This is a genomic window from Hymenobacter sp. AT01-02 (assembly GCF_000961955.2).
In the GTDB taxonomy this organism is placed as follows: domain Bacteria; phylum Bacteroidota; class Bacteroidia; order Cytophagales; family Hymenobacteraceae; genus Hymenobacter; species Hymenobacter mucosus.
In genome coordinates, this window is record NZ_JZIR02000003.1 from 19,186 (window position 1) to 42,517 (window position 23,332).

Below are 23,332 nucleotides of genomic sequence, written 5' to 3' on the forward strand. Positions count from 1 at the left end.
CGGTTAGCAATCGAGCAGCTTCTTCACCTCCTAGTCAAACTTGACCCAGTCAATAGCCACGGGCATGCTTGTTTTGGAGGAAACGACCAGCGCATGCGTGCCCGACTTGAAGGCTGATACAGGTGCTTTTACCTCCTGCCACTGGCTACCCTTTGGCACGGTTACCTGGGCTAGCATTGGGCCCGTGGTCCCGTCGGTGCGCAACTGCACCGTGGCACCCGCGGCGGCTTGCACTCGCAACGTCACGGTTTTGAGAGCCTGCTTGCCAAAAGCTACGCCATTGTACTGCACCCAGCCCTGGTTATCAGTAAACACGGTTTTCCAGCCTTGGAAAGTGTTGGCCGTGTCCAGAAAGGCAATGGAAGCACCGCGGCTGCTTAGGCGGCTGTAGCGGTCCAATTGGATTTTCTGGCGGGCGTCGGTGAGGCCTACACCACGCAGGGTGGGCACCACTTTGCGGATGGCCCCGTTGGGCTCGAAAAACAAGCTATCCAGCCGAACCGAACGGCTCTTGTCGAAGGCCGGCGACAAATCGTTGTGGTGGTAGAACAGGTACCACTGGTTGTTGAACGGCAGAATGGAGTGGTGATTGGTCCAGCAGCCAGTCGGCGACTCGTCCATGATGACGCCCTTCACCGTGAACGGGCCCAGCGGGCTGGTGCTGGTGGCGTATTCGAGGCGCTCGGTCTTATTCTCCACGTGCGGATACGTGAGGTAGTAGATGCCCTTGCGCTCAAACACAAACGGTCCTTCTTTCAAGCCTTTGGTGGGCAGCTCGCCCAGCGTGACGGGTTCCGAGGCCAGCTCCAGCATGTTGGGCTTGAGCTTGGCGGCGTAAATGTTGCCCTCCGACCAGTACAGGTAAGCCTGCCCATCCTTATCAATCAGTACGTTGGGGTCGATGCCACGCACCCCTTTGATGGGCTGCGGCTGCGGCACAAAGGGGCCAGTAGGCTTGTCGGCCACGGCCACTCCTACGGTAAAGCCCTTGTTAATGGTGGTATCCTTGGGGGTAGTCGGGAAGTAGAAGTAGTACTTGCCATTGCGGGCAATGCAGTCAGGAGCCCACATGCTGTAGCTGTCGGGCTTCACCCACGGCACTTTATTCTGAGTCACGATGACGCCGTGGTCGGTCCAGTCGGTAAGGTTAGCGGATGAAAACACGTGGTAGTCCTCCATCACAAACCAGCCGGCCCGCCCCCGGCCGGGCGCGGCCGGAATATCGTGTGAGGGGTATACGTACACCCGCCCGTTGAAGACCCGGGCCGTGGGGTCGGCCGTGAACTGATTGGTAATAAACGGGTTTTGCGCTTTGGCCGTGCCTCCTAGCAGGAGTGCAAACGCGCTCAACATATAGGGCAGCTTACGATATAGCATTGGGCTAGAGTTTACTTGGTTCCGGCAGTGGTGTCCGCAATGCGGAAATAGTCGAAGTCGGCGTAGCCGCCGGCAGCTTTGGTGGCGTAGTTGAATAGCCCAAATCGGTAGCCCATAAAATGCGGCAACGTGTAGGCCATCTTGAGCGGTGCCCCAAGGGCTAGCCACGATTTTCCGTCAAGGCTATAGTAGAAAGTAGCCACGTCCTTGCGCTCCGTGAAGTCACATGCTGCTTTGAAGTACACGGTGTTTTGCGTGAGCGGCAGGCGTTGCAGCTCCACGGGTTTCTCCGTTTCGGCGCTAATCATAACAATGGATTTTGCGCCGTTCCGGTAGTCCACTCCTACCAAGCCGTACCGCTTTTGCAGCAAGGCTAGGCCAGCAAAATCGCCCTCCTTCAGATGCGACACATTTAGGGCGGTAGTGCCCGTACAGGTTGGCCCGATGGTGCGCTGCGTTAGGGTGTTGCGGGCCAGCAGGAACGTGGTGTCTACGCGGCCAGTTTTCAGGCGCAGGTAGCCCGCGCGGTCAGTAAGCGACCAGAGGGAGTTTTCGGGATTGTGGTTCCACTGCCACACCAGCGGCAGGGCGGGCTCACCCTTACGCCGGTTAAACTCATCTGACGCCACTAAGCCCGGTATCAGGCCCTTGCTGGGTGGTAAGGGAAGTGTTTGGGGTACTTTGCCGGCGATGCCCAGCACGGGCCAGCCATCAGCCCACGTCACGGGCACCAGGTACGGAATGCGGCCTACGGCTCCAAAGTCACGGAACAGGTAGGAAAACCACCGGCCATCGGGCGTATCAATGAGGCCGCCCTGTGCCACGCCCAGGTCTTGCAGCGCTACCCGGCCTTCGTAGGGTCCAGTGAGCTTATCGGAGCGGTGCACCACCACGGTGCGCATGCCGTCCCTAGGCCACACAATGTTGAAGAGGTAGTACTTGCCGTTGATTTTAAACAACTGCGAGCCTTCGGCTTGTAGATTAATATTGGGGCCGGCTGGGGCGCTGGCGTTTTCAATCAGTACTTGCTCCGTGGCACCGGGCTTCACGCCGGAGGCGTCGGCCGTGAGCTCAAGTAGCCGCAGCTTACCAGCGCCATACACCAGGTACACGCGCCCATCGTCGTCAAAAAACAAGGAATGATCGTGGTAGCTGGGCTTAAATGACGAGACTTTCCAGGGGCCTTTTTCGATATTCTTGGTCGAATACACGTAGGTTTTGCCGGTTGTCTGGGCGAAGGTCGAGACGTAGTAGGTGCCCTGGTGAAACCGTAAGCTGCTCGCCCACGAGCCCCGGCCGTAGGTGCTCTTGCCGTTGCGGAGCGCTAGCTCATCCTGGTTACCCAGCGTATCGGAGGCGTAGCTCACGAGGTACCAGTTCACCAAGTCCGTAGACTTCATAATGGGCACGCCCGGACTCATGTGCATGGTGGTGCTGCTCATGTAGTAGGTCTTGCCCACCCGAATCATGGCCATATCTGGCACATCGGCGAAGATGACAGGGTTTTGCGCCTGCTTCACTTGCGCAGCGAGCGGCGAAACAGAAGTTGAGGCGAGGATTATTCCGAAGAATAAAGCACTTCGCTTTATGGAGTAAGGCATGGCAAAAACTACCGGTGCAAATGGCTTAGTGGTGTGGCGCAGGCTTAATAGCCTGATAGTTGCCGCTTAAGTGCATCAAGCTGAATAAGTACAGCAGGCCATCATAGTAGGGGTCGAAGTAGCCGTCTTCGTAGGGTGCCAGCTTGGCGTTCCAAAGGGCGCGCACAAAGTCGAGCTTTTGTTTATCCTGACTTGCCAGGGAGGCCGCGGCTGAGGTGGCTACCAGGCCGAGCGAATGCCGGAGCTTCTTGACGTCGCCGGCTTGCAGAATGAAATCGGGCCGCGAGCCATCCACGTTGAACTGGTCTTCAAAGGTGTTAAGTCCCTTGCTCCGCAAAAAACCCTGAAAACGCTGGGCGTACTGCTCCTGCCAGGCTTTGTCCTTGCCAAACCACACGTAGTCCATGGCAATGTTCATGGGCACCCGCCAGGAGTCGTAGCGGAAGGCGGGCGGCGCCCACTCGGTTGCGTGAGGCTTCCCGCTGAACTCGGTATAGTCGTAGTTGAGGCCAGTTACGGGGTTACACGCGCGGTGCAGGAACGCCCGCGACGTATCGGCGCAGGCCCGGTAAAACTGCTCGTGCCCATCCTTGGCATACGCAGCCCACACTTCCAGAAAGGCCGGCAGGTGGTATGAGGGGTCCGTCCAGTTATACATGTTCCCCACTGGCACAAAGGATATCTGCTTGTGCTGGGTGTTGATCAGGTTGTACACGTCGCCGGTACCATCCTTTTTCCACATGGCATCCAGGATATTGCGTGCCTCCTTATAGTAGTTGATACCCGTAGTGTTTCCCCAGCGGTTGGAGGCGAATAGCAGACTGGTAACGAAGTACAGCTCGCCATCGGAGGCTGGCCCCTCGGAGTTGCGCTTCATGGTAGTCGGGTTGATGCTCCAGGCGAAATAGCCCTTCAAGGGGCCTTCCTGATGCTGCAGGTATTTCTTCGACCAGCGCCAGATGCGGTCAAATACCTCCTTCTTGTTTAGCTGCACCGCTACCATCAACCCATACGAAACCCCTTCGGTCCGGACGTCGTGATTCTTTAAATCCGACACGTAGGCCATGGAGTCATCCACTTCAAAGTACACCCGACTAGGCCCCTCGAAAACGTCATGGTAGGCCTGCGTTACCTTCTTGTCGATGTCGGCCTGGCTGTAGCCCGCTTCCCGCAGCAGGTTGGGGTATTGCCCGGTGTAAAACGCTCCTTTCCGGGTTAGCTTGGCCTGCTTGGGGAGGCGCTGAGCCGTGCTGCTACCTAGGCCCACATACAGCACGCACAGCAGCAGACAGATACCCTTACTACGTTGCAGAAATTTGAGATGCAGGTTCATCGACTAACCCTCTAAATGTGGCTGTGTGCTATTCCGTGAGTGGCCTACTGGCGGCAAGAGGCCAAGTGAGCAAGCTACCGATATAGGCCTAGGGCTGGACTACAAAGCCGCCCCGCGCCGGCAGCGTCACGCTGATGGTGGAGCCAGCCACAGCCTGCGTGCTGAAGCTGCGGTTGGTAGCGCCATCAGTTATGAGGGTGCCCTTTTGCAGGCCTAGCTGGCTGAGGTCGAGCTGAATAGTTTTGGGGGCGTCGGTGCCGTTGATGCCGGCCACATACCACGCGCCGCCGGGTGCTTGGCGGGCCAGCACGGCGTACTGACCGGGGTAGCCATCCATAAATTTTACATCTGCCCACCGGGGCGGCAGCTTTTGCACAAACTCCCGCACGTAGCCGGCTGCGCGGCCATGCCCTCGGGCACCTCCGCGTAGTGCTGAATGCCCGACTGAAACAGTACCGATAGGGCCAGCTCAAACGCATTGGAGGTGCGACGCTCTTTGCCCCTGATTTCGGAAAATGCCATAGGGGTAAAGTCCATTGGTCCTACCGCGTTGCGGGTAAAGGGCAGCACGGCACAATGGGTGGGCTCCTGGTCGGTATTGGCCTGGTCGAAAGTCAGGAACTCGAAGCCGCGCACGGCTTCCATCGTCATCAGGTTGGGGTATGTGCGGTTCCAGCCCCTGGGAATGGTGGTACCGTGGAAGTTAACCAGCAGACCAGCTTGGGCGGCATCGGTGAGCAGGTCCTGGTAGTAGTTCATAAAAGACTGCCCATCCCCACCGAAAAAGTCGATTTTCACTCCCGCAACCCCCATCTGCTTAATGCGGGCAAATTCCTTGCGACGGCTTTCGGCCTCGAATAGCACATTGGTAGGCGTTTGCGGAGCCTCGTTCCAGTGGCCATTGGAGTTGTACCATACCAACAGGCCTACGTTTTTGCTGCGGGCATACTGGGCTAGTTCCTGCGTTTTATCATAGCCTATTTGCTTGTCCCAGAGGGCATCCACCAGGCAGTACCCCCAGCCCATGCTAGCAGAATAGTCGATGAAGCGGCGCTGCACGTCGTAGGTAGTCTTATCGTCGCCGAGCAACACCCACGACCACGACGACTTACCGGGTGCAGCAGGCAAGGCAGCCGATTGCGCAGCCGGACTTACGTCGGTGGTCAGCGTCGATTCCACGATTGGCCGCAAGGAGTTGCCCACTACCAGCACCCGCCAGGGCGTGCGCCACGGCAGACGGCTTTCGGGCAGCAGCGCGGCCTCGGGCGTGGTGCGCTCCGGGACCTGCGGAAAGGCGATGCTGTATTCGGCATCGGGCGCAGAGTGGCCTAGGTGAGTGCCGCTATAGGTACGCCCCATGCCGGCCTCCGTGAGCAGTACCAGTGCCCGCCCACCTCAAACAGCGCCGGAAACGACCACCCCTGCCCCAGTGTAGATGGCGTGCTGGCTGCAATACCACGCTGGTAGTACTCCTCGTACGAGGGCTGCGTATTGGCAAAACCAGTCTGGGCTTTGGCATGCGGGTGCAGCCAGCCTTTCGCGCTGGTCGGCAAGTGAAACGTGGTGGCCTCAGATGTAATGTGCTGCACTTCCTGGCTTTTGCCTTCCACTAGATACTGAAACGCTACCCCATCGTCAGACACCTGAAACACCACGCTCAACTGCGGCCCGCTGGCCTGGCTCTGGAAGTGCACCACGCGCCGGTTGGCTCGGTAGTGGCAGTTAGCCCGCTTGTCGGTGGCAAGTTGGTAGTCGTCGGCTACGGCCGTTTGCTTGTCGGCTTTCGTCAGCTTAAGGCCCTGTGTAAGGTCGGCGCTGGCGAGTTGCAGCCCCAGGCGCGAGGGGCGCAGTAACTCGGCCTGCCGGTAGCGCACGGCGTAGGTTGGCTGCCCCTGGGGGCTTACATCTACGGTCACCTGCACAGCCCCATTAGGACTAGTAATGCGGATAGGCTTGGCGGCCTGAGCAGCGGCGAGTGGTAGCACGAGCAGGCAAATGAGTGAGTAGTAGCGCATAGAAGGAGGATGGAAGCGGAGCTAGTGGGCCGGGTATTATTTCTTGTACATCGGGTCGTGGCCCTCGTACTTCAGCCACTTAAAGGAGGCGGTGTTGGTAGTAGCTGTCCGGCCGATGTGCCGTACATGCCGTACAAGCAGCCGATAAAGCCTCCTGCTACCTGCGTGCTCAGAAACCGCGCGTCTACCTTGTCTTTCAGCAATGTATAGGTCTTGCCATCCTCCGAAAAGCGGAAGCTGTACGTGTCGCCATCAGCATTAATGCGTAGCTGCACCTTGCCGGCCGCCGCCTTTAGGGGTGCTTTCGCCAGCAACTCGGGGTTCTTGGCATCGGTCGTGCTTCTGAACAGTTGAACGACGGGCTTGCCATTCTCTACCGACTTGCAGAGATAGTAGAAGTGCTTCTCATCTTGAAAAGCTACTAGGCCAGCCGTTTCATTCGAGGCCTTTGCCGCAAAGGTCAGCTCGGTTTCGACGCTGCCAACCATGTGTTGCTGCCGCTTGCCGATGAAGGCTGGGTTGCCAAGCTCCGCGCACGTTTCAGGCTTCAGCTTCAGGGTGAGGCCCTTCGCCTTGCTTAGGGAGAAATTGGTGCTATCCACGGTGCGCAGGAACAGTAGCGCCGGGTCCAGCTGCTTCTCGAAGGTGAGCGTGTAGCCAAAGTTACCGCTCTGGGGCAGGGCGCCGGGCTGTTTCACCTCGGGGAAGTTGGCTTTGTAGCTGTATTGCACGCCATTGGGCCCAGGTCCATGACGGGCCACTCGTCTCTCCATACCACGGGCACAATAAAGGTTTCGCGCCCCGTATTATAGAAATTCCCCTCGTAGGCCGAACAGCCAGGAAAATGGCGTAGGTCTTGCCATCTGGCCCTTCCACAAACTGCGCATGCCCTGCCGAGGTAATGGGGTCTTTGCGGTCTTTGGGCAACTCGCGCTGCGAGAGGATGGGGTTTTTCTCGTAAGGCACAAACGGACCTAACGGCGCCTTGCTACGGAATACTACCTCCGTGTGGTTGACCGAGGTGCCGCCTTCCGCTGCATAGAGGTAGTACCAGTCATTGCGCTTCATCAGGTGCGGGCCCTCAATCCAGACGGGCTTTTTGCTCAGGTCTACCCCACCATTCACCACAATTTTAGCCTCACCCACGGTTTGCAGCGTTTTCGGGTTCAGCTCGATAATCTTGATGGAGCGGTGTCCATCATACAGCGGCTTGTTGTCGGGCGGGTCGCTGTTATAGATAACGTAGGCCTTGTCGCCCTCAAAATACAGTGAGGGGTCGATTCCTTTCACCTCAGGCAAGAAAGTTGGGTTACTCCATGGCCCAGCAGGGTTCTTGGCGGTGACTACAAAGTTGCCTTTGTGGTCAATGAGTGTGCAGGTGACGTAGTAGGTACCGTTATGGTACTCAATGGCCGGCGCGAATAGCCCGCGGGTCATTCGGTCGCCCATAAAGGTCATTTGCGAGGGCCGGTCAATCACGTTTCCCACCTGTTTCCAGTTTTTGAGGTCTCTACTATGCATGACCGGGATACCTGGAAAGTAAGAGAAGGTGGAGTTTACCAAATAGTAATCTTTGCCCACCTTGGTGATACTCGGGTCTGGGTAAAAACCCGTCAGAATGGGGTTGACTAACTCAATCGATTGTGCAAATAGACTTGAGCTTTGCAGGAGTAAAGCAGTAGTAATGCTACCCAGCAAGGCTTTCATGTTGGTTTGTCTCATATACTCTGGTGAGAATTAACGGTGTTTAGTCTGGTGTCTAGGCCACTCTGGCCGTAATGGAGCAACAGCTAGGTTTCTGTGAGGTAGACCAACAATGACCAGCGCTTACCCACTAGTGTAAACATATTGCCGACAGTACACCTTGGCCGAACGAATTCGGGTTCGGTTGTACTGCCGGCAATACATTATTCTAGCTTACTAGCTACTAATCAGCCAATTGTGGGACACCCAGGATTCTGCGTGGGTTTCCCCGTGTGGTCAATTTCCTGGCGTGGAATGGAGCGCAACATGTGGAAGGGCTGAATATTAAGGGCAGCGTTACAGCCTTATTTATTCGTTACACCGGGGGGATACGTGAAGGCCTAGAGCCAATCAATAGTGGGGCATACCTCCTCACGCATTCCATTCGCTTGCTGGTACGTACCAACGCAGCATTTTGCCTTGTTTCCATGCAAAGAATGCATTCTCGAAGGAATGGAGTAAACAGATTGGCTGCTCGTATGGCGCAACCAATCTGTTTCTCTTTCCATCAGAATATTAGTACCCTGGGTTTTGGTAAGTAGCTTTTACGTCTGCGGACACATCCATACGGTCAAGCTGAACCTGCGGAATAGGACGCAGGTAGTGATATGGTTGAATGGTACGCGTAACGGTTACAGGTGTATGATCTCCGTAGTTGCTTCCCCCGATACGGTAGGAAGAGGCTAGCTCATTCCATTTTTGGGTACGCACCAGATCATACCAGCGGTAACCTTCCCCATAGTACTCGCGCGAACGTTCTGCCAAAATATAGTTGATGTCGATAGTAGTCGGCGTGGCGGCAACCATAACCGCGCTGTTATCCTGCATCTTGCTACGTTGCCATTGTTATCAAAACGCCACTTACCGGCCCGAGCACGAATCACGTTAATCAATTCTCTGGCACCTTGACCAGCCTTGGGAGTTGCTCCTTTTACAGCTGCTTCTGCCGCTACAAAGTATAGTTCAGAGAATTTGGCAATGTTGAACGGGCGAGTACTGCCAGCATTAGGTTGCCCTAATCCGGTACCGTTGTCAGTACGGTAAGGGCCAAGCTTCCAGAGACCTGGGTAAACAATTCTGCTTATACCACGCGGCGAAACCACATAATCTGCTCTACCAGGTAGCACTCCTGCTCCTATATTGCTCGCACCTGCTCCGGTAGGATAAGTTATAGCAGTAGTAGGTTCTGCATTCAGGAAAGTCAGGATTGGATCCCCCGGGTTTACTGGCAAATTATTGGCATTGTATAAGGTTTGCGCAGCTACTCCTCCTTTCGGCCAGTTCCCACGGTAAACCGTGGTAAAAGTACCGTCGTACCGAGAATCGTTTGTTTTATCGGCAAAGGTGTTCTCAACGGCGTTGATGGTAGGAGCCATGCGATTCCAGGGGCGACCTAATGCCTGAACTGCTTCCCGCTGAACAGAAGATACTGGAGTAGTGCCATTAGCATTCGTGGCGCTTCTGATGTTGGTATAGTTCCAAGTCATCATCCAGCCAGCAAAGTTGTCAGGGGCACCGCCACTACCGAAGGTAAGGCTACTTCCATTGTATAACTCGCTGGATTCGGTATGGTCAGCAAACAGCATCATTTCTGCATTGCGGTCATTTGTTGCCACGTGTACGTCATAGTACGTGCCCTGCAAACGGAATGGGCCTGGGTTCTCAATGCCGCTATTGCTATATCATACGCCTGCTGATAATAATACTGGGCGTTACGACCAGCAGGATCTACTCTCTGAGCCGCTGGATAGGTTGGAATATTGTTAGGGTTTTCAAGCCACCAAGCGTAGGTCAGGTAGCTTTTGCCAGATAAAGACGGGCCAGGGTTTTAGTTACGCCTCCTATAACCCGTGGAGTCGCCGGCAAATCAGTAATAGCCTGCAACAAATCAGGGAAAACTGCTTTTGTATAAACCTCAGGTACCGTATTGCGGACGGAGGTTCTAATAGCATTGGTGTTGAACTCCAGTTCTCCCGCACCCAAATCTAGAGGTACCCCGCCAAACGTTTGTACCAGCATGAAGTAATCGAAGGCGCGGAAAAATCTCGCCTCTGCAACCAGGGCTGGAGAAATGGATCCTACCGCGGCGGCATTCTTAATCACGCCACTGGCCGTGTTGATGTTAGGAAAAGCAGCCGTCCACAATCTATCTGCCCGGCTGTTGTTGGCGTTAAGCACCGCTCTCCCTGAGAAATCCATGGCTAGGAAGTTCTCATCGGCATCTCTACCATAGGTTACTTCATCGGTTCCCGTGAGGTAGTGTTATAGAAGTAAGCGTCACCGTAAATGTAGCGTAAGTGGGCATACATGGAGGTCAATCCCCCATTAACACCTCTTTCTGTCTGAAAGAAGCCAGGCGTATAAATACTCCTAGGATCCTCGTCCAAGATATCAGAGCACCCAACTGTGGACATAGAGAGTATGGCCGCCCCAATAAAAAACTTTATGTTAAAGGTTCTCATTTGTCTCTTTCTTAAAAGGTAAGGTTCAGGCCTAACAAGTAGGTCCGGGTTGCAGGTGCGTTAGTACCTATTGTCAGCAGACGGCTCGGCGTGCCCGCAGTTACGGCCACATTTTGGTCGGCGTAAGAGTTAGTCTCAGGGTCCATGCCAGATTCTTTCTTATAAGGAGAGAATATCACAAATGGGTTCTGAGCCGTCGCATAAAGCCGTAGTCTGCTAACTCCAGCTTTTTTCAACCACGCGTTGTTATCAAAGTTATAGCCCAGCGAAATGGTGCGCACCTTCAGGTAAGAAGCATCAAAATAACCCAGCGTACTGCCATATTTTGGATTGTCGCCGCTCGCAAGGCCACCTGGCTTAGGGTATTTGGCGTCCGTGTTCTCCGGAGTCCAGTAATCCACTTTTACGTTGCCACGGCGACCGTTCATCAGATTGAGGTAGCCAGATGAACCATATAGGGTACTAATAAGGATACCGCCGCTTTGAAAGGCGCCTACCGTACTAAAATCAAATCCCTTATACGCAACCCGAGTGTTGAAACCTCCTTGGAAGTTCGGGTTTACATCCAAAATTTGACGGTCTTGCGGGCCAATCGCTCTGGTAGGAGTGCCATCGGAGTTGTAGTCACCGGTGTATTTCACCTTGATCATACCTACGTTTCCGCCTGGCTCAAGAATGTTTCGGTACTGGTCTCCTTCTTGCCACAATCCTATTTTTTCGTAATCAAATATTACGTTGATAGGTTTGCCAACAAACCACCAGTTTCCTTCATCTCTTTGCTGTTCGCCAGCAAGCGCCGTAATCTTGTTACGGTTGGCATACATGTTAAAGCCCGCCTCCCAGGTCCAGCCATTGAGGTTGTCTAAGATCACCCCGTTCAAAGACAGCTCCACCCCTTTGTTTTGGTAGATCCAATATTGGCAGTATAACTATCCACGCCAGAAGTTGGAGGCAATGGCAAAGGGAGCAGAATATCCTCGGTGTTTGTAACGTAGTACTCAACGGTACCCGAAAGACGGTTGTTCAGCGTAGCGAAATCCAATCCATAGTTCCAGGTCTTTGAGTATTCCCAACCTAGGGTAGCGTTCGGCAGTTGGTTTACGAATAGCCCCGTCTGGTAATTGGTTGGCCCAAAATTGTATGGTCTGGTAGCTAAACGGCCCAGAGTGGCATACGGGTTAATGGATTGGTTCGACGTTACACCATAACCAGCTCGCAGTTTCAGCATGTTTATGGCAGAAATATCCTGCATAAACGATTCTCTGGCTATGTTCCAGCCTACCGACACAGCAGGATAGGTATTCCACTTGTAGCCTGGAGCAAGTCTAGAGGAGCCATCCGAACGGACCGTAGCCGATAGCAAATACCGGTCATCATAGGAGTACATCACGCGTCCCATGTAGGACATCAGACCACTTTTGGAGTATATCTGGTCACCGGGGGGTACTGTGATTTCGCCGGCGGCCAGTCCCAGATTGTAATATTGGAAGGCGTCGGACGGAATATCCCTGGCCGCAATTCGCGACTGGTTGAACGTGTTATCTGAGGCAGAATATAAGGCTATGACATTTACATTATGCTTTTGGGCAAAGGTGCGGTCATAGGATACAATGTTTTCAATAGTCCAGTCTCTAGTAACCTGGTTACTAACGGATGCCGTGGAAGGTGTAGTAGGGTTAACAGCGGTTATTCCCTGTCCGGTGTAAGAACCACCCTGGCTCTGCCGGTAGTTTACCCCTAGGTTGACCCGATACTTCAACCCCTCTACGCCAGGAATTTTAGCTTCCCCGAATATGGTGTTGTAGGTGGCAAAAGCTCTGGTTTCACTTAACCATCTATCGCTCAGCTCTTCTACTATATCTCTTGTATACACCCACTGCTCATCCAAGGGCATTCTGATGGTTCTTTTTAAGCTACCATCAGCATTGTACGGATTGGCAATTGGCGATGAATTCAGGATACCATATATACCTACATTCGAGCCTTCTGATAGGTTGTAGGTGTTATTTGTGGTGAAACCTAACCGGATATACTTACCAACTCCTTGGTCAAGCGTTCCACGAACAGAATAGCGGGTATACTGCTGAGTAGGAATTACACCTTCTTCTTGATAATAGCCCGCATTGAAATTATAACGCCCGTTTTCAGTACCACCAGAAACACCTAAGTTATGGTTTGATTGAATGCCAGTTTTGTATAGCAAATCCTGCCAATCAGTATTTACATCATCGGCTTCATCCAGGGCGTTCGTATACAGGCCCGCTGCTTTGCGAAGCGCAACAAACTCAGGCCCATTCATCATAGGGTATTTGGCGAAGAGGGTCTTAGCGCCAACAAACCCATCGTATGTTATTTGCGGTTTTTGACCTGTTTTGCCCCCTTTGGTAGTTATCAGGACAACTCCATTTGCCCCACGTGACCCGTAAATAGCCGTGGCCGACGCGTCTTTCAAGATATCTACACTCTGAATATCGTTGGGGTTGATGTCACCAATTGAACCAGGGAAAGGAATACCATCCAATACAATCAATGGATCATTACTGGCACCAAGTGAGCGAGTACCGCGTATCCGAATTTGCGTGCTCGCACCAGGCTGGGAGGAAGATTGCGAAAACTGCACACCTGGCAAACGGCCTTGTAAGGCCTGTGAGATGTTGGCAGATGGCACTTCGCGCAACGACTCTCCACTGATAGAAGCAACTGAACCAGTTACCGCTTCTGCTCTCTGCACGCCGTAGCCTACTACCACTACTTCATCCAGGGCCTTGGCGTCGGTGGAAAGGGTTACGTTAAACGTTGTGCCGGAGCCGATGGGCTGCTCTACCGACACATAGCCAATAGCCGAGAACACCAGGGTAGTGCCGTTAGCTGGGGCCTGCACCGAGAAAGAGCCATCCGCACCCGTAGAAGCTCCAGCGGAAGTGCCTTTCACCACCACCGTTACGCCCGGAATACCTTCGCCGGTGGCCTGCTCGGTCACGCGGCCTGTTACGGTGCGAGTTGATTGGGCTTGCGCCTGCATCGGGGCAAGCAGGGTACCGGCCAGGGGCAAACCGGTAGCAAGGAGTAGCGGCCAACCCAGCCCAAGAGCCGATTTTCGTATAGTTGCGTGCATGGAGTGTGGGAATTTTAAAATGTGGGATGTTGCAGGTAGCCCGCGAGGGCGCTAAAAGCCGATAGAATTGCCACCATCCACGGGCAGCGAAGCCCCGGTGATGTAGCGTGCTGCCTCGGAGGCGAGGAACACGGCCGCGTGGCCGATGTCAGACGGCTGTCCGAACTTGCCCATGGGCGTGCGGCGCATGGCCCGGTCACGGCGGTCGGGGTCGGAGTTCATGGCCGTGCGGCTCATGTCGGTTTCAATGAAGCCTGGTGCAATGGCGTTTACCCGCACATTGTTCTTGGAGAACTCCGAGGCTAGCACTTTCACCATGCCCTCCACTGCCGACTTAGAAGCGGCGTAGGCTACTACCCGGTCGATGCCGTAGTAGGCCGCCATGGATGAAATCATCAGAATTACGCCGCTCTTGCGCTCCATCATGCGGCTGGCGCAGGTGCGGGTGAGGGCAAACACGGCGTTGAGGTTGGTGTGAATGATGCGGCTGAATTCCTCATCCGTGACCTCCAATGCGGGCTTCTTCATGTTGATGCCGGCGTTGTTCACCAAGATGTCCAGCGGGCCGTGGGTAGCCTCAATCTGAGCAACCAAGTCCTCCAAAGTGTCTAATTCGCACACGTCGTTGGTGAGGTAATGTACCGATTCGCCCAACTCCGTGGCCGCTTCCTGCAGCACCGATTCGCGACGACCGGTGATGATGACGGTAGCGCCAGCCGTAGCCATGCAGCGGGCTATTTCCAGGCCAATACCAGTGCCACCGCCCGTCACGAGGGCTATTTTCCCTTCCAAGGAAAATGGATTGGGCTGGTGCTGCCCGTTGGCTTGGGCATGCGGGGATACGAAAGGCTCCAGATGTGCCATGTGAGAAAGGGGTAACAGAGGAAGTATTAGCGCAATTGGTAGATATCGACCAGCTGCTTGATTTCGGCCAGGGGGCGGGTAGGTGGCATGAGCGTAGGCGGAATCGGCCGCCGCGCATACGTCTGGAAGTAGAGCACGCAGGCATCGCGCCACCACAGAGCCTCGCGGTGCTGAATGCGCAGGCGGGCGGCTACATCGGCGTGTAGTTCGGCATCCACGGCGGGGCGGGCTTGCTCCCACTGCCGCTGCATCCACAGTACTGAATCGGCGCCCGTGTAGTAGCGGGTGCACAGCTCATCCCAGAGGGTGCGGCCGGTGCTCAGACGCTGCCCCCACCCTACATGGTGAAACCAGAGCAGGTAATCGAGCGGGCAGGTAGCGGGGTTGCTCCACTGCTGGAGCACTCCAGGAGAGTATAAGGATAGAGCGTTGGAGCCGCGGGCTGTGCGCTCAAAACCCAATCCCACAGAGTCGGCTTTGTGGTAGTACACCGAAGTCCAGTCGGGGCGGGCGCTTTGGGAAAGCCACGGCTCCGGACCGTAGTGCAGGGTCTGGCCCATGATATGGTGGAGGCCCATGGGTGTAGTGTAGCGCACATAGATGTCGCGCGACTGATTTAGCACGGGCAGGATGCTAGCCAACGCAGCCGGCTCCCGCGTCAAAGTCATTTTCGTCCATTCTTCGGCAACAGCCTCCGGGCTAAGCGTGTGGTCCCAGGCCAAGCGCCCGAAGGCGTACCAGTTGGTTTGCCCTACCGGGTGCCCGGTCCAGTTGCGGTCGGAGCCAATGTTAGCTACGCCCGCAATGCCACTGATTGCGTGCTTTTCCAGGGTACCATCGACCACCTTGGCGACGGTAGAGCCAGGCCCTTGGGCGTACGTATCGGCCATCAGGCACTCTTTCACGAGCGGCCCCAGGTATACCAGGTGGGTAGCAAAGCCCAAGTATTCTTGCGTCAGCTGCACTTCCAGCACGAGTGGCGTGCGAGGCATAGCGCCGAACATCGGGTGAAAAGGCTCCCGGGCTTGAAAGTCGATGGGACCGTTTTTCACTTGTACTAGTACTTTGGAAGCAAACTGGCCATCGAGGGGCTGAAACTCCTGGTAGGCTTCCCTGAACCGGTCGCCCTTGGAGTTGGCCTTATACACGAAGGCCCTCCACATCACAATACCATCGTGGTTGCCTAAAGCAGCCGCCAGCATATTAGCCCCATCGGCGTGGTTGCGGCCGTAGTCCTGGGGGCCAGGCTCGCCTTCAGAGTTGGCCTTCACTAGAAAGCCGCCGAAGTCGGGAATAGTCCGGTAGATTTCATCGGTGCGGGCGGCCCACCACTGCTTCACCTTGGGGTCGAGTGGGTCAGAGGTAGGCAACCCACCAATAACTTTGGGAGCAGCCCACAGCACGGACAGGTACACCCGGATGCCGTAGGGGCGCATTACACCGGCCAGGGTAGCTACTTTCTGCAAGTACTCAGGGGTGAGGTAGCGGGCACTGGCATTCACGTTGTTCAACACTACCCCATTAATCCCGATGGAGGCATTGGCCCGGGCGTAGTCTTGGTAGCGCGGGTCTATTCGCTCGGGTAGTTCGTGCCACTTCCAGATAGAGGAGCCCGCATAACCGCGCTCCACAGTGCCGTTGGGGTTGTCCCAGTGGTTAAGTAAGCGGTACTGAATCCGGGGCTGGCTACTCAGGTTGAACTGGTTGGGCCGTTGCCCAGTTTGTACCTGCCGCAGGAGAGCAAAGCACCCGTACAGCACAGCCGCGTCGGTGGGGCCAGTAATTTCCAACCCGCTGGCCTGGCTAGTGATGCGGTAGCCTTCCTTACCCAAGCTAGGGTCGGGAGCTACGCGCAGCCGAATGAGGCCCTTGCTGCCCGATGCCGTCCCTACCGGCACCGGGCGCCCCAGCAGCCCTTGCAGCCCAAGTTGCAGCTCGCGGGCGGCAGTTTGCAGGGTGGGAGTTGAAGCAGATGCCAGCGTAATCCCGCGTGCTTGCGCCTGCCAGGCCTTGCGCAGGCTGGCTTCGGGCAGCTCATCATATTTCAGCCACAAGCGGTAGCCATCATCGGCGCGCCCAGGCAGGTAAGTGCCGAGGCTGAGGAACGCAAGCAGCAGGAAAAAACGGGGTAGCATGGGTGGGATGGACAGCGAAAGAGAACAGTTAAAGGGAGCTCGCAGCGTGGATGGAAGTAGCCAGTGGCTCTTGTAAGTTCGCCTCTAGACTGCGCCGGATGCCCAACTCCAGACCCCGCAGTTCGGCTAGTCCGCGCAGGCGCCCAATGGCGGAGTAGCCGGGGTACGTGCGCTTCTCCAGGTCGTCGAGCATCTGGTGGCCGTGGTCGGGGCGCATGGGGAGGGCGGGGTTGCCCTGGCCAGTGGCAGCTCGGCGCTGCTCCTCTATCACTAGTTCGCGTACTACCGCGTACATATCCACGTCGCCGGTGAGGTGGTCGGCCTCGTGGAAGTTGCGCGGGTTTTCTTCGCGCTTAGTAGCACGCAAATGCACAAAGTGAATGCGGTTTCCCAGGCGCCGCACAATGCCGGGCAGATCATTATCGGGCCGCACGCCCAGGGAACCAGTGCAAAACGTCAGGCCATTGGCCGGTGAGTCGTAGGCTTGTAGTAGGCCTAGCAGGTCGGCTTCGGTACTCACTACGCGAGGCAAGCCCAGCAGGGGAAACGGTGGGTCATCGGGGTGAATGCAAAGGTTCACGCCTACTTCTTCGGCCACTGGCCCTACCTCCCGCAGAAAGTAATACAGGTTTTCGCGCAACGTAGCGGCATCGATGCTGGCATACTCGTCAAGCAGGGCTTGAAAACCAGCCAGCTCGAAGGCCTCTTCCGAACCGGGTAGTCCTAGCAGCACCACGTTAGTCAGGGCAGTCACCTCAGCGGCCGACATGTTCTCGAACTGCGCGCGGGCAGCGGCTGCTACCTCTACTTCGTAGTCGGCTTCGGCACCAGGCGCCGTAGGATGCACAGGTCAAACAAAGCAAAGTCCTGCCACACAAACCGTAGGGCCCGCGAGCCGTCGGGCATTTCGTACGTAAGATTGGTGCGCGACCAATCCAAGACGGGCATGAAGTTGTAGCACACCGTGTGAATGCCACAGGCGGCCAGGTTGCGCAGGCTCTGCTGATAATTGCGAATGTATTCGGCGCGAATTACGCGACCCTTCTTGATGTCTTCATGGACGGGCAGGCTTTCTACCACCGCCCACTTCAGAGGTGAGTACTGAATATTATCCTGCTCCACAAGCCGCTGCCGTTCCTGAATGGCTTCAATGCTCCATACTGCCCCTACTGGTACCTGATGCAGGGCCGTTACAACGCCCGTGCAGCCGGCCTGCCGAAGTGTAAAAAGAGAAACCGGGTCCTGGGGACCAAACCAGCGCATGGTGTGCAACATATAAGAGGTACTCTTTCTAGCAAAAAGTGCAATTTTTATTACCGTTCAGCTACCCTATTAGTGCATCAGCCGTATTACCGATGCAGAGCAGTTAGGGAGTACTTACTACCGAAGATAAAAAAACAAGCGAGTGTATTGGCACTTCAAAAACCCTCCTAAACGGCTGATTTCTAAATAAAAATACCGAAAACGTTTTCGAAAACGTTTTCGGTAGGTGAAGCACAGTTCTAAAGCAGTAAAAAAAATTCTGTAGATTATCCTTCAATTAAAAACCCCTAGTGCTGCCTTACTTTTCCGAGGCATCTACCCACCTTTGGAATAATTCAATTCCCACCCCATGATCAAATGTACCAAGTGTCGGTTGGCTGATGCGGTAATGCGCGCTGGCTTCATCCGGGGGCGGCAGCGTTACCACTGCAAAGCCTGTAACTACCACTTCACGGATGAAAAAGCACTGCCCATCCCAGAGAAAAAACGCCGCCAAACTACCATCAGCGACGTAGCCAAGGAACTAGGGGTAGCGCCCTCCACGGTGTCGCGCGCGCTCAATGGCCACTCCGATATCAATGCTAATACTCGCCAAGCTATTCTGGAGGTAGCTCGCCAGCTCGACTATCAGCCTAACTTACTGGCGCAAAGCCTGAAAAGCAGTGAAACCAAAACCATTGGGGTGGTAATACCTGATATTGAACGGCCATTCTTCGCTACGGCCGTGAGTGGGATTCAGCAGGTAGTAGCGGAGGCGGGCTATCGGGTAATGATCTGCCAGTCGAAGGAATCGTACGAGATGGAGGTTAGCAACGTGCAGGCCCTTATTGCGAGTCGCGTAGACGGCCTGCTGATATGCCACTCCCGCGAAACCGAAAACTTCGACCACGTAAAGCAACCCGCCAGCCGCGGCATTCCCATTGTACACTTCGACCGGGTGTGTAATGAGGTGGATACTGCCAAGGTTATCCTAGACGACTGGAATGGTGCCTTCAGCGTAACCCAGCATCTGATTGAGCAGGGCGCCCGGCGTATTGCTATTTTGGCGGGCCCCGAAAGCCTGCTTATCAGCCGCAACCGCTTGGCGGGTTACGTGAGTGCATTGCAAAAGTATGGCATGCCCCTGCGCGATGAGCTACGTACGCATATCAACTTCAAGCCAGAGCAGGCAGTAGCTGCCTTAGATACCTGGCTGGCTCTCCCCCACCCGCCCGATGCCATCTTCGCCATCAACTACACCAATGCCTTCGATTTGCTGGTAGCCCTAAAGGCCCGCGGCCTGCGTGTACCCGAAGATATGGCCGTGGTAGGCTTCGGAGATGAGTTTATGGCCTCTATGATTGAGCCAAGCCTGACTACCGTTAACCTGCACCCTTACCGTATTGGTCAGCAAGCTGCTCGTTTGTTTTTAGAGCAAGTGCAGGAAAAAGAATCGTTCCAGCCGCGCACCTTCGTCATTACCGGGGACCTTGTCATTCGGCAGTCCTCTCTAAAGGCCAAGGGCGAGTTTTTTAAGTTAGATATATAAGCACATGGTATGGCTGGCTATGCCCCTTGCTACCAGGCGGCAGTGGTGAGCAACCACCTACTGCACGCTGAAGGTGGAATGGCGCAAGTAGCTTAACAGATTGATTTTGACTTGAAAAGTCACATTTATTCACATAGTAATCCTGTACATTGACCGAGTACTTCGGCTGTTTCGCCCCCTACTTCCATCCAAGCTAGGCAGTTGTCCGTACGTTTCGCCCTATTCCCTCTCCTACTCCCACCCACCACTCGGATGCCCGAGGCTTTTTAGCTATACTTTATATGGACCAGCACCCCTACACGTACAAAAACTACACCGACAACACCCCAATTCCCACCCACGATACGAGCACAATGCAGCCAGCTTGGTGGCAAAAAGCTCTTACCACGGTAATGCTGTGCCTACTTGTATGGCTGCTGGTGTTTTGGGGCTAGTACTCCGCTATTCCGAGCACGCCCTACCCAAGCACTCACCTGTGAAAATCACAACGCCCTGACTATAGGACATAGCCAGGGCGTTGTGATTTTCACAGGTGAGTGAAGTATCTTCTTGATGCAAAACTGTGGTTCCACATACCATAGAAATGAAAAACCCCGTCCCTGAATCAGGGACGGGGTTAGGGGTGGAGCTGCAGGGATTCGAACCCTGGTCCAGACAAGGAAGCCGTCGAGCTTTCTACGTGTGTATCTATGCTTGAATTTTCGAAGGATCCCAGGCGCACATCAGGCCCTTAGTCTCCCCTTATCTGCTTGATTTCGCCCTGGCGTCGCAGCGCCACCAAGACTATCCTAACTGCTTACGACGCCCCGAACTCACCCGTGAGAAGGAGGACGGATGCGGGACGATGACATTACCTAATACCTAGATTAGGCAGCCATGGCGTAGCTATACTCGCCGGTTGTTGTTTGGACGACTTTTTAACGGGAGATTCATCCAACTCCCGACACGCTTACTCGCGACCTGCACAAGCTGTCAATTCCGGTCAGCCCCAATTGGTAAAGAACGATGCCCGCCACAAGTAGCGGGGTGCAAATGTACGCACGTTGGGTAGAAAACGTTGTTGGTGATTGAAATTGTTCCCGCTACACCGCTTTACCCTGCAACACTGAGCAACCTAGTTCGTGGAGCAAATCTCGTTTCAAACTCTGACTACTTGCTGCTGGTAGCAACCTGTTCCTTTGCCACTTTAGCAACGTGATTATACACGCAAAAAACGCTATTTATCAATACAATTATCAGGCGAACATGCACTTGTAATTCCGCCTACATTACTGCGAATTAACAGGCCAGACCTAGCGCAAGGGGCGGATTCGGGGCAGGTATTGCGTATCTTTGTGGTCAGGACTTATGGAGAATTTCGTTGTTTCGGCCCGGAAATACCGTCCCGCTACGTTTCGCAGCGTAGTTGGGCAGCAGCACGTTACTACCACGCTGCAGAACGCCATTGTTAGCCAGCACTTGGCTCAGGCGTTCCTGTTTTGTGGCCCACGCGGAGTGGGCAAAACCACTTGCGCGCGCATTCTGGCTAAGACCATTAACTGTGAGTTTGTGGAAGAGCACGTGCGCAAAGGCCGCCCGGTTTCGGAGCTGCTACGCACGCAGCCCGACATTGTACCCGATGCGCTGCAGCAGGCCGCTGACCCGGATAATACCCCATTTGAGCTAGAGGCGTGCGGTAAGTGCAGCTCCTGCCGAGCCTTCCAGGAGAATGCCTCCTTCAACGTGCACGAGCTGGACGCGGCCTCCAACAACTCGGTGGAAGACATTCGCAGCTTGGTTGAGCAGGTGCGCTACGCCCCTCAGCAGGGCCGCTTTAAGGTGTATATCATTGACGAGGTGCACATGCTCTCGAATGCGGCCTTCAATGCTTTCCTGAAAACCTTAGAGGAGCCGCCGAGCTACGCCATCTTCATCTTGGCTACCACCGAGCGGCACAAGATTATTCCAACGATTCTTTCACGCTGCCAGATATTCGACTTCAACCGGATTCGGGTAGACGACATCCGGGGGCACCTGCGCTATGTAGCTACTCAGGAGCACATTCAGGCCGAAGACGACGCCTTGCACCTGCTAGCCCAAAAGGCCGACGGTGGCCTGCGCGACGCCCTCTCGATGTTCGACCAGATGGTGACCTTCTCGGGCCACGACTTGCGCTACAAGGACGTTGTGCAGAATCTACACATTCTAGATTATGAGTACTACTTCCGGCTAGTAGACGCCTTACTGGCAGAGAACCTGTCGGGGACATTGCTTCTGCTGGAGGAAGTGATGCAGAACGGGTTTGACCTGCACAACTTTGTGGTGGGCGCGGCTGAGCACTTGCGAGGCTTGCTGGTGTGCAAAGACCCCGTGACGGTGCAGCTATTGGAAGTATCCGATAACATCCGTAGCCGCTACGTGCAGCAAGCCCAGGCGGCACCGCTGGCCTTCCTGCTTTCGGCGCTAAACCTGGTCAGCCAGTGCGACCGGGAGTTTAAGCAAGCCAAGAACCAGCGCTTGCACGTGGAGCTGATGCTAATGAAGCTGGCCTACCTCAACGGTGCCGTGCAATTTGCCCGCGACTTAGGTGCTGGCCCAGCAGCTAACGGTACCGCGCAAGCCTCGTCGGGCAACGACGAGGCGAAAAAAAAAAAGTAGCGTAACGCCCCCGGCCACTCCTGCGCCTAGTCTGGCTCCGGTCAGCAACCGTATTGAAACGGCTGCTCCACACGCGAAGGCCCCAGAGAATACGCCGCCCGCGCCCGTACCGCCGCCGGCTGGACCGCCTGCCGTAGCGCCTACGGTAGTATCGGGCCCTGCCGACCCCGAGCCCATCGTACCCATTGAAAGCGGGGTAGAAGAGCTTCATGATACGCCCAGCATTGAGGATGAAGCAGCAACTCAGGTTCCGGCCACGCCCCAACTGCGCGACTCAGTGCCGCACGTAGAAATTGGTACGCCCAGCGTGGCGGGCCACGAGCCGGGCCAGGTACCCGTTACGGCGGCGCCCTTGCCCCCTCCTCGGCCCGGCATGCCCACCGGCAAGCCACTTGGGCTTGGCACCAAGCTACCCGGCTTAGGCAGCCTAAACGCAATGAAGGCCCAGCTAGAGCAGCAAGCTGCCGCCGGAAAAACTACCACGGAGGCGGAACCAGCGGGCCCCGTAACCGGCCTACCCGCCGTGAACGACGAAGTGCTGCAGCGGGTATGGGCCGAGCTGATTGAAGAGCGCAAGGCCATTAGCATGAGCCAGTACAGCCTGCTCAACCGCCCCGTCCAAGCCAACGCCCAGCATGTTATTGTGCTACGCGTAGACAATCCGGTGCAGGAGGACCAGTTCAACGAGTTTCGGGCCGACTTCCTAGGTGAACTACGGCGACGGACGGGCTACCCTCGCATCAATGTGCAAGTGGAAGTAGTGGAGCGGGTAGATACCGGCCGCAAGCTCTATACTTCCAGCGACAAGCTAGAGTACCTGATGGAAAAGTACCCCATGCTGACGGCCATGAAGCAGAAGCTGGGTCTCGACGCTGACTTTTAGGATCACCGCTACGTTTTACCGCTGCCCTGTGGGCTGGCAAACAGCATGTAGGCTACCTTAAACGGATAACTCAACTTCTGCTTGCTACCCACAGGGCAGTTTTTGTGTTTCTACTGGTAGGGCGCTGATCGAATGAGTACAAAACCAAGGCTGGGCAGGGCGGTTTAGCTGTTCTCGCTGAGCCATGATTCTCATACGCAAATTTTCGCACTTCGCGGGAAGCGGCCCTTCGCCAAGCTTTTTATTCCCAGGGGGGCGGCCTATCTTTGGCCCTAATCCTTTCCTGCTCCGTTTTCCGCGTCGAATTTGCCCGTGAAGAAACCCCTGCTGCTTATCCTTCCGGCCCTGGCTACGCTCGGCCTTACCCAGTGTCAGA

General features: G+C 55.4%; 16 protein-coding genes, 1 other RNA gene and 3 pseudogenes. 4 read left to right on the forward strand and 16 right to left on the reverse strand.

Annotated features, from left to right (window positions below; all coding sequences use genetic code 11):
- Positions 1-30: 30 nt before the first annotated feature.
- The 15 genes and pseudogenes from VI25_RS01050 to uxuA form a co-directional block, all read right to left on the reverse strand.
- Positions 31-1,353: a family 43 glycosylhydrolase gene (locus tag VI25_RS01050; protein WP_236704825.1), complete on the reverse strand. Its 1,323-nt coding sequence runs from the start codon at positions 1,351-1,353 to the stop codon at positions 31-33.
- Positions 1,354-1,388: 35 nt separating this feature from the next.
- Positions 1,389-2,978: a glycoside hydrolase 43 family protein gene (locus VI25_RS01055; RefSeq protein WP_055562183.1), complete on the reverse strand. Its 1,590-nt coding sequence runs from the start codon at positions 2,976-2,978 to the stop codon at positions 1,389-1,391.
- A 25-nt stretch (positions 2,979-3,003) separates the two neighbouring features.
- Positions 3,004-4,311 carry a glycosyl hydrolase family 8 gene (locus tag VI25_RS01060; RefSeq protein ID WP_045689784.1) on the reverse strand — a complete coding sequence of 436 codons (1,308 nt, stop codon included), beginning with the start codon at positions 4,309-4,311 and terminating at the stop codon, positions 3,004-3,006.
- Between the two features lie 88 nt (positions 4,312-4,399).
- Complete coding sequence (locus VI25_RS24540) at positions 4,400-4,648, reverse strand: glycoside hydrolase family 97 C-terminal domain-containing protein (RefSeq protein WP_161806852.1); 249 nt, start codon at positions 4,646-4,648, stop codon at positions 4,400-4,402.
- A 5-nt stretch (positions 4,649-4,653) separates the two neighbouring features.
- The gene (locus VI25_RS24545) at positions 4,654-5,523 is read right to left on the reverse strand and encodes a glycoside hydrolase family 97 catalytic domain-containing protein (protein ID WP_410503419.1); all 870 of its coding nucleotides are present in this window, start codon (positions 5,521-5,523) and stop codon (positions 4,654-4,656) included.
- Positions 5,521-6,326: pseudogene (locus tag VI25_RS24550) on the reverse strand (glycoside hydrolase family 97 N-terminal domain-containing protein); the annotation flags it as partial. The gene VI25_RS24545 and the pseudogene VI25_RS24550, both read right to left, overlap by 3 nt.
- Positions 6,327-6,362: 36 nt before the next feature.
- A pseudogene (locus VI25_RS28750) lies at positions 6,363-8,033 on the reverse strand (glycoside hydrolase family 43 protein).
- Between the two features lie 552 nt (positions 8,034-8,585).
- The gene (locus VI25_RS27525) at positions 8,586-8,834 is read right to left on the reverse strand and encodes a RagB/SusD family nutrient uptake outer membrane protein (protein WP_262489894.1); all 249 of its coding nucleotides are present in this window, start codon (positions 8,832-8,834) and stop codon (positions 8,586-8,588) included.
- A complete protein-coding gene (locus VI25_RS26270; protein ID WP_262489895.1) occupies positions 8,753-9,685 on the reverse strand; it encodes a RagB/SusD family nutrient uptake outer membrane protein in 933 nt (310 codons plus the stop codon). The genes VI25_RS27525 and VI25_RS26270 overlap by 82 nt, the downstream gene beginning before the upstream one ends.
- A gap of 175 nt (positions 9,686-9,860) precedes the next feature.
- Complete coding sequence (locus tag VI25_RS26275; RefSeq protein WP_236704826.1) at positions 9,861-10,268, reverse strand: RagB/SusD family nutrient uptake outer membrane protein; 408 nt, start codon at positions 10,266-10,268, stop codon at positions 9,861-9,863.
- A gap of 274 nt (positions 10,269-10,542) precedes the next feature.
- Positions 10,543-11,424 carry a hypothetical protein gene (locus VI25_RS26280; protein WP_236704827.1) on the reverse strand — a complete coding sequence of 294 codons (882 nt, stop codon included), beginning with the start codon at positions 11,422-11,424 and terminating at the stop codon, positions 10,543-10,545.
- A complete protein-coding gene (locus tag VI25_RS01080; protein ID WP_236704828.1) occupies positions 11,409-13,646 on the reverse strand; it encodes a SusC/RagA family TonB-linked outer membrane protein in 2,238 nt (745 codons plus the stop codon). Before VI25_RS01080 ends, VI25_RS26280 begins: the two co-directional genes overlap by 16 nt.
- 51 nt (positions 13,647-13,697) lie before the next feature.
- Positions 13,698-14,510: an SDR family NAD(P)-dependent oxidoreductase gene (locus VI25_RS01085; protein WP_045689786.1), complete on the reverse strand. Its 813-nt coding sequence runs from the start codon at positions 14,508-14,510 to the stop codon at positions 13,698-13,700.
- 26 nt (positions 14,511-14,536) lie between these two features.
- Entirely contained in the window at positions 14,537-16,645 is a 2,109-nt protein-coding gene (locus VI25_RS01090) for an alpha-glucuronidase family glycosyl hydrolase (RefSeq protein ID WP_082455344.1), read from the reverse strand.
- Between the two features lie 28 nt (positions 16,646-16,673).
- Positions 16,674-17,920 (reverse strand): annotated as a pseudogene (gene uxuA, locus VI25_RS01095) (mannonate dehydratase).
- Between the two features lie 337 nt (positions 17,921-18,257).
- On the opposite strand from uxuA, the gene VI25_RS01100 reads away from it, so the two are divergent.
- Positions 18,258-19,436, forward strand: a complete 1,179-nt coding sequence (locus VI25_RS01100) for a LacI family DNA-binding transcriptional regulator (protein ID WP_045689787.1) — start codon at positions 18,258-18,260, stop codon at positions 19,434-19,436.
- Between the two features lie 281 nt (positions 19,437-19,717).
- A complete protein-coding gene (locus VI25_RS24980) occupies positions 19,718-19,870 on the forward strand; it encodes a hypothetical protein (protein WP_161806853.1) in 153 nt (50 codons plus the stop codon).
- 186 nt (positions 19,871-20,056) lie between these two features.
- Here the strand turns inward: VI25_RS24980 and ssrA are convergent.
- Positions 20,057-20,426: a transfer-messenger RNA gene (ssrA, locus tag VI25_RS23140) on the reverse strand.
- 357 nt (positions 20,427-20,783) lie between these two features.
- Between ssrA and dnaX the strand changes: the two genes are divergently transcribed.
- Positions 20,784-22,073 carry a DNA polymerase III subunit gamma/tau gene (gene dnaX / locus VI25_RS01105; RefSeq protein ID WP_072144727.1) on the forward strand — a complete coding sequence of 430 codons (1,290 nt, stop codon included), beginning with the start codon at positions 20,784-20,786 and terminating at the stop codon, positions 22,071-22,073.
- Complete coding sequence (locus VI25_RS01110; RefSeq protein ID WP_045689788.1) at positions 22,003-22,956, forward strand: hypothetical protein; 954 nt, start codon at positions 22,003-22,005, stop codon at positions 22,954-22,956. Before dnaX ends, VI25_RS01110 begins: the two co-directional genes overlap by 71 nt.
- The last annotated feature ends 376 nt before the right edge of the window (positions 22,957-23,332 follow it).

Coding starts and splice junctions, on each gene's coding strand:
- VI25_RS01100 (WP_045689787.1), top strand. CDS start 18,258: ATGATCAAATGTACCAAGTGTCGGTTGGCTGATGCGGTAATGCGCGCT.
- VI25_RS01090 (WP_082455344.1), bottom strand. CDS start 16,645: ATGCTACCCCGTTTTTTCCTGCTGCTTGCGTTCCTCAGCCTCGGCACT.
- dnaX (WP_072144727.1), top strand. CDS start 20,784: ATGGAGAATTTCGTTGTTTCGGCCCGGAAATACCGTCCCGCTACGTTT.
- VI25_RS01080 (WP_236704828.1), bottom strand. CDS start 13,646: ATGCACGCAACTATACGAAAATCGGCTCTTGGGCTGGGTTGGCCGCTA.
- VI25_RS24980 (WP_161806853.1), top strand. CDS start 19,718: ATGGACCAGCACCCCTACACGTACAAAAACTACACCGACAACACCCCA.
- VI25_RS01055 (WP_055562183.1), bottom strand. CDS start 2,978: ATGCCTTACTCCATAAAGCGAAGTGCTTTATTCTTCGGAATAATCCTC.
- VI25_RS01050 (WP_236704825.1), bottom strand. CDS start 1,353: ATGTTGAGCGCGTTTGCACTCCTGCTAGGAGGCACGGCCAAAGCGCAA.
- VI25_RS24540 (WP_161806852.1), bottom strand. CDS start 4,648: ATGGATGGCTACCCCGGTCAGTACGCCGTGCTGGCCCGCCAAGCACCC.
- VI25_RS01060 (WP_045689784.1), bottom strand. CDS start 4,311: ATGAACCTGCATCTCAAATTTCTGCAACGTAGTAAGGGTATCTGTCTG.
- VI25_RS01085 (WP_045689786.1), bottom strand. CDS start 14,510: ATGGCACATCTGGAGCCTTTCGTATCCCCGCATGCCCAAGCCAACGGG.
- VI25_RS26275 (WP_236704826.1), bottom strand. CDS start 10,268: ATGGATTTCTCAGGGAGAGCGGTGCTTAACGCCAACAACAGCCGGGCA.